At 40.6% G+C, this 15,586-nt stretch carries 12 protein-coding genes; 6 read left to right on the top strand and 6 right to left on the bottom strand.

Features of this window, described 5'->3' with window-relative positions; genetic code table 11:
• Positions 1-7: 7 nt before the first annotated feature.
• The gene (locus H6614_08175; GenBank protein ID MCB9243633.1) at positions 8-1,885 is read right to left on the bottom strand and encodes a T9SS type A sorting domain-containing protein; all 1,878 of its coding nucleotides are present in this window, start codon (positions 1,883-1,885) and stop codon (positions 8-10) included.
• A complete protein-coding gene (locus H6614_08170) occupies positions 1,882-2,109 on the bottom strand; it encodes a hypothetical protein (protein MCB9243632.1) in 228 nt (75 codons plus the stop codon). The genes H6614_08175 and H6614_08170 overlap by 4 nt, the downstream gene beginning before the upstream one ends.
• Positions 2,110-2,309: 200 nt before the next feature.
• Between H6614_08170 and H6614_08165 the strand changes: the two genes are divergently transcribed.
• Both H6614_08165 and H6614_08160 read left to right on the top strand, forming a co-directional pair.
• Positions 2,310-3,767 carry a hypothetical protein gene (locus H6614_08165; GenBank protein MCB9243631.1) on the top strand — a complete coding sequence of 486 codons (1,458 nt, stop codon included), beginning with the start codon at positions 2,310-2,312 and terminating at the stop codon, positions 3,765-3,767.
• A gap of 7 nt (positions 3,768-3,774) precedes the next feature.
• Positions 3,775-5,235, top strand: a complete 1,461-nt coding sequence (locus tag H6614_08160; GenBank protein MCB9243630.1) for a hypothetical protein — start codon at positions 3,775-3,777, stop codon at positions 5,233-5,235.
• 52 nt (positions 5,236-5,287) lie between these two features.
• Here the strand turns inward: H6614_08160 and H6614_08155 are convergent, their stop codons facing one another.
• The gene (locus H6614_08155; GenBank protein ID MCB9243629.1) at positions 5,288-7,450 is read right to left on the bottom strand and encodes a T9SS type A sorting domain-containing protein; all 2,163 of its coding nucleotides are present in this window, start codon (positions 7,448-7,450) and stop codon (positions 5,288-5,290) included.
• A gap of 47 nt (positions 7,451-7,497) precedes the next feature.
• Positions 7,498-7,764: a hypothetical protein gene (locus H6614_08150; protein MCB9243628.1), complete on the bottom strand. Its 267-nt coding sequence runs from the start codon at positions 7,762-7,764 to the stop codon at positions 7,498-7,500.
• A 181-nt stretch (positions 7,765-7,945) separates the two neighbouring features.
• Here H6614_08150 and H6614_08145 point away from each other — a divergent pair, with 181 nt between their 5' ends.
• Positions 7,946-9,418 carry a hypothetical protein gene (locus H6614_08145; protein MCB9243627.1) on the top strand — a complete coding sequence of 491 codons (1,473 nt, stop codon included), beginning with the start codon at positions 7,946-7,948 and terminating at the stop codon, positions 9,416-9,418.
• A 177-nt stretch (positions 9,419-9,595) separates the two neighbouring features.
• Here H6614_08145 and H6614_08140 read toward each other — a convergent pair whose 3' ends face one another.
• On the bottom strand, positions 9,596-10,816 hold the full coding sequence (locus H6614_08140) for a T9SS type A sorting domain-containing protein (GenBank protein ID MCB9243626.1): 1,221 nt from the start codon (positions 10,814-10,816) through the stop codon (positions 9,596-9,598).
• 255 nt (positions 10,817-11,071) lie between these two features.
• On the opposite strand from H6614_08140, the gene H6614_08135 reads away from it, so the two are divergent.
• Positions 11,072-12,517, top strand: a complete 1,446-nt coding sequence (locus H6614_08135) for a hypothetical protein (GenBank protein ID MCB9243625.1) — start codon at positions 11,072-11,074, stop codon at positions 12,515-12,517.
• Between the two features lie 24 nt (positions 12,518-12,541).
• On the opposite strand, the gene H6614_08130 is transcribed toward H6614_08135, so the two are convergent.
• A complete protein-coding gene (locus H6614_08130) occupies positions 12,542-13,639 on the bottom strand; it encodes a T9SS type A sorting domain-containing protein (GenBank protein ID MCB9243624.1) in 1,098 nt (365 codons plus the stop codon).
• Positions 13,640-13,834: 195 nt separating this feature from the next.
• Here H6614_08130 and H6614_08125 point away from each other — a divergent pair, with 195 nt between their 5' ends.
• Both H6614_08125 and H6614_08120 read left to right on the top strand, forming a co-directional pair.
• Entirely contained in the window at positions 13,835-15,334 is a 1,500-nt protein-coding gene (locus H6614_08125) for a hypothetical protein (GenBank protein ID MCB9243623.1), read from the top strand.
• A complete protein-coding gene (locus H6614_08120) occupies positions 15,335-15,541 on the top strand; it encodes a hypothetical protein (protein ID MCB9243622.1) in 207 nt (68 codons plus the stop codon).
• The last annotated feature ends 45 nt before the right edge of the window (positions 15,542-15,586 follow it).

The following is a 15,586-nucleotide window of genomic DNA, read 5'->3' as shown; positions in this document are numbered from 1 at the left end:
ATATTTTTTATTTTACAAGAGTCATTCGTTTTACCTCGACAAACCCATCCGTTTCTATCCTGTAAAAATAAATCCCGCTCGAATAACTACCCGCGTTCCATTCTATCTCATACCTGCCCGCAGTCAGTTCGTTATTCACGAGCGTGCTTACCTGCCTGCCCAAAACATCGTAGATATCCAGCTTCACTACACCGCTCTTTGGTATATCAAACTTTATCTTAGTCGTTGGATTGAATGGATTAGGATAGTTGTTATAGAGGGCGTACTCATCAGGAAGTGAGCCTGTGCTTTCAATGCCCGTTATCATAGTTGAAACCATATTCGAATAACCCGAGTTACCGCCTGTATTATACGCATACACCCTCCAGTCATAAGTTCTTCCAACTATCAATCCCGTTTGTATAGATGTTACAGAATCTGTGATCGTGGTGTCGGTGTTTACCCAGTTCGTATTTATATTATCCCTTCTTTGAACAACAAAACCATTCTCCGTACTCGAACTGTCCGTCCAGCTCAGAAAAACTACTCCTACTTCAAGCACACTTAACGATAAACTGTGCGGAGGATTCGGTGGAGATAGTACATTTACGGGTATTGTATTTGAATATCCTGAGTTGCCTGATACATTATAAGCGTATAATCTGTATGAATAACTTCCCGGAGTCAGTCCTGTATCAAGGTATGAATGGATATTCTTACCGGTTGTATCTATGGTCACCCAGTTTGTATCCGGCAGATCCCTCCTTTGAAGGACAAATCCGTCTTCATTTGACTGAAACTCAGACCAATCAAGTTGAACAGCCCCGGGTGATGGGAGGCTGTGAGTTAAATTGATAGGCGCAGGAGGTACATACACAAATACCGCTATTCTGCTGGCTGCGGTATCCCCCGCTTGAGAAAAAGAGCCGCCTGTATACAAATTATTATTATAATGTAATAGACTAAATACCGCACTGCTCGTCCCCTGTCCGATCGGTGACCAGCTCGCTCCGTTCCATTTGGCAACTCTTCTTACGGAATCCGTGCCGGACATCTGAAAATTTCCTCCAATATATACATCATTACCTGATGTTATAACGGATATGACAATACTGTTTACTCCGGGACCAAGCGCTGACCAGCTGGTACCGTTCCATTTGGCAACAAAGTTTACGGGAACACCACCTGCCTCGGAAAAATAGCCGCCGACATAAAGATTGTTGCCCGCAATTGCAATTGACTGCGTAATGTTATTTAAACCTGATCCAAGCGCTGACCAGTTTGCGCCATCCCATTTTGCAATGCGATTTGCAGGAATTCCGCCTGCTTGTGTAAAGTAACCACCCGCGTAAAGATTAACCCCATCTGTAGCCAAATTGATAACTGTATTGTTTAACCCTGAATCGAGCGCAGACCAACTTGTGCCGTCCCATTTGGCGACGCGGTTAGCCGGGTTTCCGCCTGCCTCGGTAAAGGTACCGCAAGCATAAAGGTCATTCCCTATAAAGACAATTTCAGAGACCTGGTCATTTAAACCTGAACCTAGCGGTGACCAGCTCGTACCATCCCATTTGGCTATGCGGAATGCAGGAGTACCGCCCGCAGTGGTAAATTGACCTGCCGCATAGACAATTCCATTTTTTACAACAAGTGAAAAGACGCTATTGTTAAACCCTGTGCCAAGCGCAGACCAACTTGTGCCATCCCATTTGGCTATGCGGTTTACAGTATTTCCTCCCGCTCTTGTAAATAATCCACCTGCATAAATAGTATCTCCATCAGCAGCAAGGGTGTAAACTGTACTATTTGTTCCTGATCCCAATGGGAGCCACGTTCCGGGCTGAGCCATGCCTTGTGATGTAATAAAAATGAACAATAGTATTATTAGTTTCTTAAATACTTTCATTTTAAATCCTCCTGGTAAGATTTTTTTATTTTCGATTTTTTTATTTCTTCTATTATCCTGAAAAGTTTGTTCTCGATCGCTTCTGCTTTATTGGGGGAAAGATCCTTCTTCCTCAAAAACATTTCTGCTTCAGCCGATACGATTATCATTTTCACAATATCGCTGTTCGCCTCTGTTATCATTCCGTTTAGAATGTTTAATTCCTTTTTTATTTTTGTTAGCATATCCATCTTTTTTAAATTCTTTACACAAAATTACTCCTGTACCGGTGTTCACTTCAAACAAATTTTTTTAAATAGTTTCATGGAAAATTCACATCCGAAATTGGCAAAAACGACGATTTTAAGCTGAATTTTAACTTTCCCCTTTTAACTTTTGAACTCCGGAGGTATATTAGTTTCAATAAAATAGACCCTTTTTATTAATGCATAGTGGTAAACTTTTACAGATATTAAAATCTTTTTCTCCGGACGAGGCAAAGAATTTCGAAAAGTTCATTGCATCACCATACTTTAGTACAGGTAGGAATGTGGAAGGGTTGTACTCGATCCTGAAGCCCTATCATCCCGAATTTGATTCACCAAAGCTGGATAAAAAAAATATATTTAAGAAACTCTTCCCCGGAGAGAAGTTCAGTGAGATGAAGCTTAAGAATGTCACTACCGCCTTGACAAATCTCGCGGGGAGATTTCTTGCTTACGAGCGGTTTGACTCTGATCAGTTTAACGCTAATTATCTTACAGCCTTTCAGTTTAAGATCCGTGGAAATGAAAAGCTCCTTTCCAATTCACTCAAACTTCTTGAAAAGGGTTTAGAGAAACTCCCCTTTGATTCGGTAGATCTCTTTTCAAAACAGGAGAGGACCGCCCGTTTGAAAGAAGAATATCATTATATGGTGAGTGACTTCCCGAATGTCTTTAAAGAACGTGATAGATATGCTGGCTATTTTACTCTTTCGTTTCTTATTGCGTCTTTGAGGCGGGAAAGAGAAAAAGTGCAGATAAAAGAAGCCTATAATATCCCGTTGGAAAATACTTTGTTTGATTCTGTTATAGACTTTCTTGATTTTGAAAAGTTAATAGGTGATCTAAAAAAGAAGAAATATTCGATGGTTTGGATGTTGGAGTTGTACTATTACTGTTTCTGCTTTACGCGGGATCTCAGCGATAAAAATTCTTTCGAAAAATTTAAGAAAATTTTTTATCCCAATATCGATAAATTCTCTCGCCGTGAAAAATATTTCTTCTTTAATGACATTATTGATTTTAGCGTAAGGAACGAGCATAGAGGAAATAATTCATATATTAACGAAGAAATGAAAGTTTACAAGGTTATGATGGAACAGGATAGCTTCACTGTTTCCAAAAGCGAGTATATAAGTATCATACTTTATAGAAATGTGATGCTGCTGTCGTTGATGCTCAGGGAATATGACTGGCTTGTACAATTTATGAAAAAATATTCCGGTAAACTAAAACCTGAATATAGAGAATCGATGAAGCATTTTACCAAAGCCAGCATAAACTTCGAACAGGGGAATTTTGAATTGGCGTTGGAAGATCTCAGCAAGATCACCTATGACGTATTTTTCTATAAATCCGATATCAAAGGCTTACTGCTTAAGACTTTTTATGAACTTGACCTTTATGAGCAGGCATTTTCGTTCATTAATACATTCCGGCAGTATTTAAAAACCGGTAAACTCGGTTCCAGTAATACAATTATGTTCCAGAACTTCCTTAACTTTTATACAAAACTTCTTAAAGCAAAAACGGGAAATAAAACAACTAGCGTTGGAAAGCTCATTGATCAATTAAATGCAAAAAAATCCGTTTATTCCGGTAATTGGTTGATGGAAAAATTGAAAGAACTTAATAAATAAAACATCTGTGAATGATAGCAAATTAATTCAGATTCTGAAGACCTTCTCTGTAAATGAGATCAAGGACTTCGAAAAGTTCATTGCATCACCATACTTTAGCACAGGTAGGAATGTGGAAGGGTTGTATTCGATTCTGAAGCCCTATCATCCCGAATTTGATTCACCAAAGCTGGACAAAAAGACCGTTTTTAAAAAACTCTTCCCCAGTGAGAAGTACAGTGAGATGAAGTTCAAAAACGTCACTACTGCTCTGACACGTCTCGCTGAACAGTTTATTATTAATGAAAGCTTTAAAAACGACCCGCTTGAATTCGAATCAAAACTTTTTAATACCTATTGGAACAGAGAGAACCTCAAATTATTTGCCGGCACTATGAACTCTCTCGAAAAAAAGATCGATAAACTGCCCTTTGACCATGATTCAGCGTTTATACTTAACGAAAAGATTGCATCTCTTAAGTACAGCTATTTTTTAAAGATCAATCGCCATGATAAAGCAATACCTTTAATCGGAAAGGCAGCTGAATATAATGCCCTGACCTTCCTTACCCGCTTTATAAAAAGTATTAATTACAGGAGTAAGGTATCCGGGACATATAAGGCTAAAATGGAAAACACACTTGTGGATGTATTATGGGAAGGCTTAGAGTTTGAGCGCATCCTGGCGAACCTGAGAAAACGTAAATACCCTTACCTTTGGCTACTTGAGCTGTACTATTATACTAACAGGTTTTATTCTAACCCGGATGATACGGAGTCATTTCACAAAGCAAGGGATGTCTTTAATAAGAACATAGAAAAATATTCCCGCATCGAAAAATATTTTGTTCTCAATGACTTTTATTCATATTGTATCCAACGCTTTAGCAAAGGCGATAATAGTTTCATTCGTATGGAATTCGAGATTTGCAAACAGCTCAAAGATGAAAATGCTTTAACTTCAGCCGACTATGTTTCTCTTGAATTGATGAATTACAGAAATGTTGTATACTCAGCCATAAAGGCTAAAGAGTATGACTGGCTCGAAAATTTTATCAAAGATTGTACACCCTTACTGCGCCCGGACGGAAGGGATAATATGAAGAACTTTGCACTATCAAAACTGGAATTTGAAAGAGGAAAGTTTGAGAATGCACTTGAGTACGCTTCAAAGATACAATATGATATGTTTACTTATAAGCTGGATATCAAAAACCTGCTCCTTATGATATACTACGAACTTGGTCTACTCGACCAGGCCGAGTCACTCATAGCTACATACAAACACTACGTAAAATACAACAAAGATTTTTCACGTAATTATATGCGTAAATTCAAAAACTTTATTACTATTTATTCTTCTCTCTTCAAAGCCCGCTCCACCGCCAATACAAAAGACATGGATCTTCTCTTGAAAAGAGCTGAAGATATGGATGTACTTCCATCCCGTGCATGGTTTACCCGAAAGATCAAAGAACTACAAAAATAAAAACGCCCTGTATGTTATACAGGACGCCTAATGGATTCTTACTTGAAAGACTTTACTTTACCAGCATCATCTTTTTAGTACTGACGATCTGCCCATCGACTGCCAGCGAATAAAAATATACTCCGCTCGCCAGTCCGCTTCCGTCGAACCTCTGCTCGAACGTGCCCCGGTTCAGCTCTGCATTATCTAATAGAGAGGCAGCCTCCCTGCCGGCAATGTCAAATATTTTGAGCGATACCGTTCCCTGCTCGGGGAGAGCAAATTTTATCGTAGTCGAGGGATTAAAAGGGTTCGGGTAGTTCTGCTCCAGATGATACTCTGACGGTACTTCATTTGTGAACGTAAGCTCGGTCCCGGTCATGGTCTCTTCATATCTCCATACTCCGGAATTAGCCCCGCATAAAAAAGCCCTGTTTGTAGCAGTCATGTAAACACAATTTGCTGTACTTCTTGGAGTATTAAGTATTTCCCATGAATTTCCGCCGTCCCGGGTTCTTAAAACATCACCGCCGCTTACAGTTACCATCCCGTTCAGCGGGTCTATAAAATAAACCGACTCAAGTGTCGATGAGACCGGTACCGCCACGCTGTCCCAGTTGGCACCCCCGTTCGTGGTTTTTCTTAAATTTCCATCATCGCCGGCAAACCATCCCGTATTTGCATCCAGCATTTGAATTGAATTGATTGTACCTGTCATTCCCGAATTTTGAACGGTTACGCTTGCGCCGCCGTTAGTCGTTTTATACAGTAAACCGTCGTCTCCGCCGGTCCAGCCGGTATTTGAGTTTATAAAATACGACCCGTAAATATAGCTGCTCCCGTGACCGGATACATAAGGTGTCCAGTTTATACCTCCGTTCGTTGTTTTAAATGAGCCGTCGCCAAATACATACCCGGTATTTACATCGGGAAATGATATAGCCGAAAAACCACTCGCGCCTCTGCCTGCGCCCGGCATGGAGAATAGTAAAGGTGAAGTAAGTTCTGTCCAGTTCTCTCCCCCGTCCGTGGTTTTGAACACATTGGAGTTACTGCCGGTAGTATAACCTGTCAGGGAATTGACCATACTCAGGGAGACCATTCCCCCATCGTCCGTATTAGGGAAATTTGCTATTTGCCAGTCTGTCCCCCCATTCGTCGAATACATTACCTGGTCGAATGTGGTTGATGTCGTTGGGCTCCCTGCAGTGATGACCCGCCCGTTTGTGCTCTCTGCCCAGATACTTTGCATGGTTCCTGTTTTTAAGATATTTGTATATGATTTCCTGTTCGAGGGGTTGTATCTTGCATTTATTAGCCCGAAATTACCCGCGGTTATAAGTGTGTCCCCCATCACGCTTATATCAGTACTGTATAACCTGTCTGAAATAATCTGCGAAGGAGCAAGTATCTGAACCGTATCCCATGAAGTTGTTCCTACGGGCGCTCTGTATATATTGGTTGGATTTCCCGTTATATATACATAATCCACTGAGGATATATTTGCAAAATCTATATCCTGATAAGGAGTATTGGGGAGAGAACCCGACATATTTGTCCAGCTGCTTCCAAAGTTTGTCGTCATGCTCACTTTTCCGTTTATACTAACAGCATACCCGGTATTGCTATTTAAAAAATTCACCTTTTGTATACTGCCCGCTATTCCTGTGCTTATCGTGCTCCAGTTTTGTCCTCCGTTTGTTGTTTTACGTATGTTACCGCTTAAGCTCGCCAGTATGATATTACTTGTGTCTTTTGCATAGACATCGTAATAGCTGGTCGGTGTCCCTCCCGGGAGCGTGTCCCACGTAGCTCCGCCATCCGTAGTTTTTGCAATGGTTGAGGGAGAGTTGCCCGAAATAAACCCTGTACTGGAGTTTAAAAAATGCATCCCGGTCCAGACTATACCCGAAGAAATAACCGCCCCGGATGTATCCCAGCTTGTGCCGCCGTTCGTGGTTTTCAGTACCTTCCCGACGCGACCGCATAGCAAGCCCGTATTCATATCCGAAAAATACCCGTCAAATAAGCTCGTTGATCCGTTACCCTTGAAAATGTTATTCAATACGGTCCAGGTATTTCCTCCATTTGTCGTTTTCATAAAGGTTGCCCCGGCACCGCATGCGTACCAGTTATTCGCGTCCCACCTTTTTATCCAGAATAGGTCATTGCCCTGGGGAGTTGGATGTATCCATTTTATCTGGTTATTTACCTGGGCGGAAGTGATTTTCGGCATGCACGCCGTGATTAACAGCAATAATAAAAGAGAGATTAAAGGTCTTTTCAAGGTTTTATCCTCCTTATATTTTTATTAGTATTTTTTACAATCTTGTCTAACCGGGAAAACATCGCCTTCAGATCTGATTCCTCTGAATTCGATATATTGCTCTTTTTTCTTTTTGATAGATTTTCTAAATAACCGCTTATCATTATTATTTCTGTAATTTCCGAATCGTTGTATTTCATATTTCCATTGTAAAATCCCTCACGGATCAATTCTTTGCAGATTTTTATTTTTTCTATTAGATCTTCGTTTGTTTTTCCGTTCATTTTCATGCTTTCTTGATCAATTGCTCCTAAGATAATAATGCATATACCCTTCGTGCAAAGAATTATTTTGCGAATATTGAGGTAACTTTGCCGGCTTAACAATTTTGTAACTGTACTATGTCGTTAAAATATAGTATCTTAAATGAGCCACATTCTTCCTAATTATTGCAAAAAAACTGCCGTGAAAAATACAACCGCGATCAAGCTCCTGAAAACTTTCTCGAAAAAAGAGTTTAAGGAGTTCGAAGGGTTTGTCCATTCTCCCGGAAAAAGCAGGAGACGTGATGTCTCCCGGCATTTTGATGCTGTAAAAAAATACTATCCCAATTTTGACAGCCCGAAATTTACAGATGAAAACGTTTACAAGGCGATATTGCCGGGAGAAAAGTTTGATAAAGCCCGGTTTGCATTAGAGGCGTTTTACCTCTTTGAATCCGCGTGCCAGTTCCTATCTGCACTGGAGTATGAAAAAAATGAAATAGAGCAGGATCTTTCTTTATTGAGACAGCTCGCCGAGCGGGGAATGGACGGCTCGTTTGAAAAACTAGCAAAAAAACTCGATAAGGTTATTGTAAGCGCTAACTTTCAACTCGACGCTTTTTTTAGATACCGCTTTGCTTACGAGGACCTCTTGATGACCTTTTATATCAGGAAAAATGATTTTGCATCGCAGTTTAAACATTCCTTGAGAAAAGCAGACTGCAGTATAGGGCTTTCGCTATTAAGGTCATTGAGGAGTATTGCGGATAAGTTTATTGCCGAAACATATTATAATATAGAGCCGGACGCGGTGCTACTGGATATGTCATTAAGTAATGCAAACCTCGATAAGCTCTTCGCTGATTCGAAAAAGCACCCGTACCTCAAGCTTCTCGAAACAGTGTACTATCTCTCCAGAGGTATTACCGATAAAAAAGGATTGAAGTGGATAGATAGGTCAGAGGAAGCATTTTTTGAAAATTTCGATTCTTATTCCCTGGATGAAAAGGTCTATATATTCAGAAGCATTATGAACGTTAACCAGCTCAAAATGAACCTGTCCCCCGATAAGGAAGCGGTTAAAGTCATGAACAGGAAGCAGTATGATCTGATGAAGACAACTATAGAAAAAGATATTTATAAAACCTCTAAAGAAAAATACATGCCGCTTTTTCTTTTCAGGAACATTCTCATTGCGTCGCTTGAAAATCAAGATTACAAATGGTCGGAGAAGTTTATAAACGGTTACGCAGATAAACTCAAACCGGCTAACCGGAATAATATGCTGAATTTTTCTATGGCTCTGCTTTTATTCGACCTGGATAAATTCGAGAAAAGCCTGGAGTATCTCTCTAAGGTCAAGTATGGAACGTTTCTTTTAAAAAGGGATGTAAAGATCCTGCTCATGCAGTTGTATTATGAACTTAAACTTTTCGACCAAGCTTACTACATGCATGATACTACGTATAAATATTTCAAAAACACCCCTGACGTATCTGATGACCTCCGCATTAATAATCTTAATTTCCTGAAATACTACTCCGGTCTGTTAAAACTAACAAACGAACCCGACCCCGTCGAGGCGGAGCTGACCCTCAAAGATATTAAGAAAATCCCTGAGACTATCGAAAGCTGGGACTGGCTCGCCAAAAAATTCGAGGAATTATCCAAATAAAAAATCCCCCATTTTAAAGAAACGACCGCCGTTGTTGGTGTTTGAGTGAAGCGTCACCAACAACAACTAAACCCTGAAGAGCTGACATTTTAGGGGTGCACTAATTAAAAATCCCCCCTTTTACAAAGGGGGGAGCCTCGTAAAGGCGGGGGGTTAAGAATATTTATCTGATCAAAATTACTTCACTAGCATCATCTTCTTTGTCTCTACAAATCCTTCCGTCTGCAGCGTGTAAAAATACACACCGCTCGATAGCTTCGAGCCGTCAAGCGTGTATTCGTACTCACCTGCGTTTAGTTTGCCATTTACCAGTACTGCTACCTCTTTTCCTGCTGCGTCAAAAACGCTCAGCTTTACAATGTTTTCACTTTTAATTTTAAATTTTAAATTTGTCGTCGGATTGAACGGGTTCGGATAGTTCTGCTCGAGGGAATATTCTCCGGGGATTTCATTGGTTTGTAAAGTGATCGATGCCAGTGTTGTGGTTCTCCATATAATACCGGTCGCTCCTCCAACCCAGGCTCTGTTACCGTTCCGGGACAATGCTGTCGCAAGCTTCAGATCGGGTGACGTAAAGTCCGGTGTCCAATTACTGCCTGCATCGGTGGTTTTATATATTGACGTGCCTGCGAGTGTCATATAAAATGTATTTCCGTATCCTGTAATTCCCTGCACCGTACCTCCTGCCGGTAATGTAGATGAAGACCATAAAATACCTCCGTTTGTCGTCTTGTACCCGGCACTACTTCCTCCCGCCAAACCTGAGCTCCCGGTTATCCATATTGCCGATATTCCGGAGGTTGGTGAGAATGTCCACGAAGAACCTGAATTAGTTGACGCATATATCCCGGTATTTGTTCCGAATGCGTAATTGCCTCCTGATGCATAGAGACAATTTGGCAATATAAATCCTGTCCCTGCCAGATACATTCCTGACGAATCCCAAGTAAAACCGTTGTCGGTTGTTTTCCATATCGACCATCTGCCTCCTATTGCATCTCCCACCATTATGCCTGTCCCGTTTGGAAATATGTGAATTGCCTCTATATAACCGTTCATCTGAGAAAACACCTGTGACCAGTTACCGCCGCCGCCTGATGTTCTCCACACCTTGCTTTGAGAAGTACCAAAATCATTTGTTACAACTAATGCATTGCTGAGATCTATTCCGAACACAGTGATAGGGGCTGATGCAAAAGTTGAACTCGACCATGTTGACCCGCCGTTATCTGTTCGGAATACTTTATTGTCACTGCTCACTGCCCATACTACGTCATTATTGACTGCTGAAATAGATGTTATGGATTGACCTCCCGTTATAGTCGGACTCCACTGTGAAAATCCAGTAGTTGATAGCCAGCTAAGAAGTAAAAAAATAGATATTATTAATGCCTTCATCTTTTGCTCTTTTATATATCCCCCAAAAGCCAAAACCCTTTAGTGATTGCGTTATGATCATACTGCTGGGAGGAGGATCAGCAATTGGGGGAATAAAATTTTTTCAGATTTAATCATAACGCAATTCAACATACATTATTTAGTCATTGATTGACAAAGAAAAATATATCAATTTTTAGCTCAGCCATTAAGCGGAGCTTTGATATAGGTATTATATTTATAATAATTTAACTTATTCACTTTTAGCCTCAAATCGTGAAGAATACCCGGTTAATAAACCTTCTTAAAACATTTTCAAAACAGGAAATAAAACGGTTCGGAGACTTTGTGCGCTCGCCGTACTTTAACCGCAGTAAAAGAGCTGAAGAGTTGTTCGATGTGATTGGAAGGTATTACCCAAAGTTCTCATCAAAAGATCTTTCCGAACAGTTGGTCTATAAAAAGATCTTCAAAGAGAAAAAGTATGACTACTTTAAACTTAAGAATGTTATTTCGGACTTATATGGTTTGGCGATGGATTTTATAAAGCATAGGGTGTCGGAAAATACATTTGAAAAAGAGCTCCTATTCCTTGAAGATCTGAGAAAAAGGAAACTGGAAAAACATTATGAAACAGAGCTGAAAAAAGTTGAAAGATCCCACTTAGATAAGAAAATAAAAAATGAGAACTATTTTTTCGATCTGTACAGGCTTACTTCCGAAAAAATATATTACAATTTCCAGCTGAAACCAAATACAGTCTTTCACATGCTTCAGGATGAGTTCGATAATTTCTTTCTGTTCTCCGTGATCAGGCTTATGAAATTCTATACGTTGATGTTCCACGAACAAAGACAGAATAATTTCGATTACGATATGAAACTTCTGGACGAAATAAAGCAATATCTCGCCGGACCGGAAGCCGAGAACAACCCGACATTCCTGTTGTACAAATATATTCTTCTCCTCGAAGAGAATCGTGAAAAGGAACATTATTACAAAGTAAAAGAGGTGCATAATAAATATTCCAATGTGCTTACATTTACTGATAATTATATGAGCTACATTCATAGAATAGGCTTCTGCGCTTACCTCTATAATATAGTCGGGGACATATCTTTCCACGGTGAGATGTTCGGTATGCAGCGGGAAATGCTCGAAAAAGGGTTTTACAATAATTCTGTTTTTCCTTATCCGGATTTTTTAAATCATGTCAAGATAGGCACTCTTGCCGGTGAGCATAATTACGTGAAAAATTATATCGGCAAATATAAGAACCGGCTTCCTGGGGATGAAAAAGAAAACTGTCTTAACTATGTCGAGGCGTTCATTGCATTTCATCTTGGTAAAAAACAAAAGTCACTCGATTTCGTCAGCCGGACTAACTTTAGTAATTTTATCATGAAGATACAGGTTAAGATAATGCAGATTCAGCTTTATTATGAACTGCAAATGTATGAACAATTACTCGGAGCTGTTGATACCTGCCGTCATTACTTAAAAAACGAAAGCTCATTGACCGATCAATACCGTGAAACTATAGCGGGATTCCTTGGTATCGTTAACTACCTCGCGCTCTTAAATGAAGATCCTAAGAAAGCAAAGGATGAGTATAGAAAACGGGATGTTATTAAACAGATAAATGCATTAAATACAAACGTCTTTGGAGTAAAACTATGGTTGATGGAACAAATAAAAAAACCCGCATTCAAGCGGGTTTGAAAAAGTGTCGCCAAGTATTTTTCCTTACTTCACTAGCATCATCTTCTTTGTCTCGATAAATCCATCCGTCTGTAGCGTGTAAAAATACACCCCGCTCGATAGCTTTGCTCCGTCGAATGTGTACTCATACTCACCTGCGTTTAGTTTACTATTTACCAGCACTGCCACCTCTTTTCCTGATGCGTCAAATACGCTCAGCTTTACAAAGTTTTCATTTTTAATTTTAAATTTTAAATTTGTTGTCGGGTTGAACGGATTTGGGTAGTTCTGCTCGAGCTTATATTCGTCTGCAATGTTGTTACCTGTATTCTGAATTCCTGTTATTGTAAAGTGCATAAAGCTTACCGAGTTACCGTTGAAAGACGGGATCACAAGCGTGTCCGTCATCCTGTTGTAAAAAATATCTGCCGGTCCGTTTATACCCGTTGCTACCTGCATCGGAGGCGCAGAAAAAGTGATGTCATAATAATACACACTACCTGTTCCCCAGCTCGACACGAATATGTTATAATTATCGTCCCTTGTCAGCCCGTCTAACTGTTGGAACGGTGTGATTGCTAATGTCGAAATAGATGAGTCGCTCATATTGATTCCGTATATCGCTGAATTTGATGTTATGTATGTGCAAACCAACATCCTATTCCTGGGCGCGTCATACAATAATCCGTTAGGAGTATCTATTCCCGATGCGAATGTCCAGAATGCTCCCGTAGCTATGTTGAATTTTATTATGCGGTTGTTGTTCATATCGGATGCATAGATAAACCCGTTACCGTCGGTTTCCACGTCGTTCATAGACGTGATGTTTCCTGCCATCGGCACCTGCACATTAAAAATTTCCTGCCCGTCACTCAGCCTGTATCCCATCATCCTGTCAAAATTCGTCACATATAGATTATCCCCCGCTATCACCATTCCCCTGTACACCGCGAATCCCGGCGCCGTCACAAATGGACTTACCACGCCCTGTGAGCTGATCGCTTTTATGTCTGCACCCCCCACATTCGATACTAAATACCTTTGCCTCGGCGCATCATATACTACGCTCTCCGGAGCATTGTACTGCCCGTATACTTCCACCACAAAAAACATACTAACTAAAATAAATAATAGAGCTTTCATTTTACTTCTCCTTTTGATATTTGATTTAAAATTTGTTTTCATCTTTCAGAAATCTTTAATCAAAACTACCCATCTCTCCCTCATAAACCAAAGAAAATTCACACTATTTTTAATATTTTAATTGTATCTTTAGGGAAGATTTAGGCTAAATTCTGGTAAATTTTGGTGGTTTAGAAATTACTAAATTAGTAATGTATGGTACAATCAGATGACATATTTTTGCTGGTGAAATCGCTGACAAAGGAGGAGAAGATCCATTTTAAGCGGCATGGGGGGGTGCATGTGATGGGCGACGGCAATAACTACATACGGCTGTTCGATGCGATAGACGCGATGAAGGTGTACGACGAGGAGGCGCTGATGAGAAAGTTCGAGGGGGAGAAATTTACGAGGCAGATATCGGTGGCAAAAAACTACCTTTATAGAGCCATACTCAAATCGCTGAAAACCATTCGCCGTCCGCGGTCAAAAAAGGAAGAAATACTGAGCCTGCTCGCAGAGGTGAATATATTGTTTGAGAAGAGGCTGTACGGGCAGTGCAAGAAACTGCTCCGGCGGGCAAAAAAGATTGCGCTGGAATATGAGAAGCATCCGGAGCTAATGGAGATACTTTCATGGGAGATGCAACTAATATACAGGGAGGACGTGCTGAAAAGATTCAGTGAGGAAAACATAAACCGGATATTCGACGAGAGGAAGGAACTGCTTAAAATAAGAGAGAACCTGAATGAGTACGACAGGCTGGAAAGAAATTTTAAAACGCTGACGGGGTTTGTTAAAGACAGGGAATCCGAAGAGTATAAGAGGAAGCTGAAGAAATTTTTCGCGCACCCGCTCCTAAAGGGAGAGGAGAAGGCGCTCTCGACTGTGGGCAGGCTGAAATACTACGCAATAAAGGCTAACTATTTCTATGAGACACAGGAAGACGAAAAGAGTTTCGATTATGAGATAAAGCAGATCAGATTGCTCGACGATAAGCCGGCGGTCAAGTCGGAGCGGTTCATAGATTACCTGGTATTGATGAGCAATACTATACTGCTGTGTATAAATCTGAAGAAGTACGAAGATTATAAATGGTACCTGGATAAGATGAGAGAGCAGATGGATGAAAGGATAGTTTTAAAGAATACATCCTACCAGCTGTATATAATAGAAAGGTCGTACCTGATGGAGATGGTTTATTATAATAAGCAAAAGGACTTCGCAAGGATAGTGGAGCTGTATGACCGGGCGAAGGAGAAGGCAGAGGAGAAGGGAATGGAACTCCGCGCGACGGAGGACAGGAACATGAGATATTTTGTGTGTGTGGGATATTTTAATATGAAGGAGTATTCTAAGGCGCTGGAGAGGCTAAACGAGATATTGAACGATAAGGAGGCGGAGTCGCGTCCGGTGGAGTATATTACCGCGCGGATCTTTAACCTGGTACTGCATTACGAGCTGGGGAACATGGACCTGCTGGAGTATGCTTCGGCATCTACGCAAAGGTACATAAGAGAGCGGAAGAGGATATCGAAGTTCGAGATGCTATTCTTCAGGCTAATGAACAGGCTGGTGAGAAGGAAGCCGGGGAAGAGGGAGTCAGAGATATTCGGGGAGTTTATTTATGAACTGAAAAAGCTGAACGCGGGCGAGCACAGAGCGGAGATGCGCTCGATGAGTTTCCTTGTGAGCTGGGTGGAGAGTAAACTATAAATGAAAATCCTAACCACAAAGACACTAAGAACACAAAGATTCACAAAGACAACAATAATGGAATGGCAGCATTTTGAAACAGCGGTACTGCTAGAAGAATACTGGTGGAGCGCTCAGTTTATTAACCCCCGTCCCGATCTAATACCTTGGTGGAGTGGTGGGAGCCTTAACTATAAGTTTTCAGTGTGTCAATGTTCAGTTTATTAACCGATCTCATCGTGACATAAAAAGGGAGGATAATCATTCCTATAG

The organism is Ignavibacteriales bacterium (genome assembly GCA_020635255.1).
GTDB lineage: Bacteria > Bacteroidota > Ignavibacteria > Tepidaquicellales > Tepidaquicellaceae > JAEYVS01.
The sequence above is the reverse complement of the archived record's forward strand: the minus strand, read 5'-3'. Positions and strand labels throughout refer to the sequence as shown.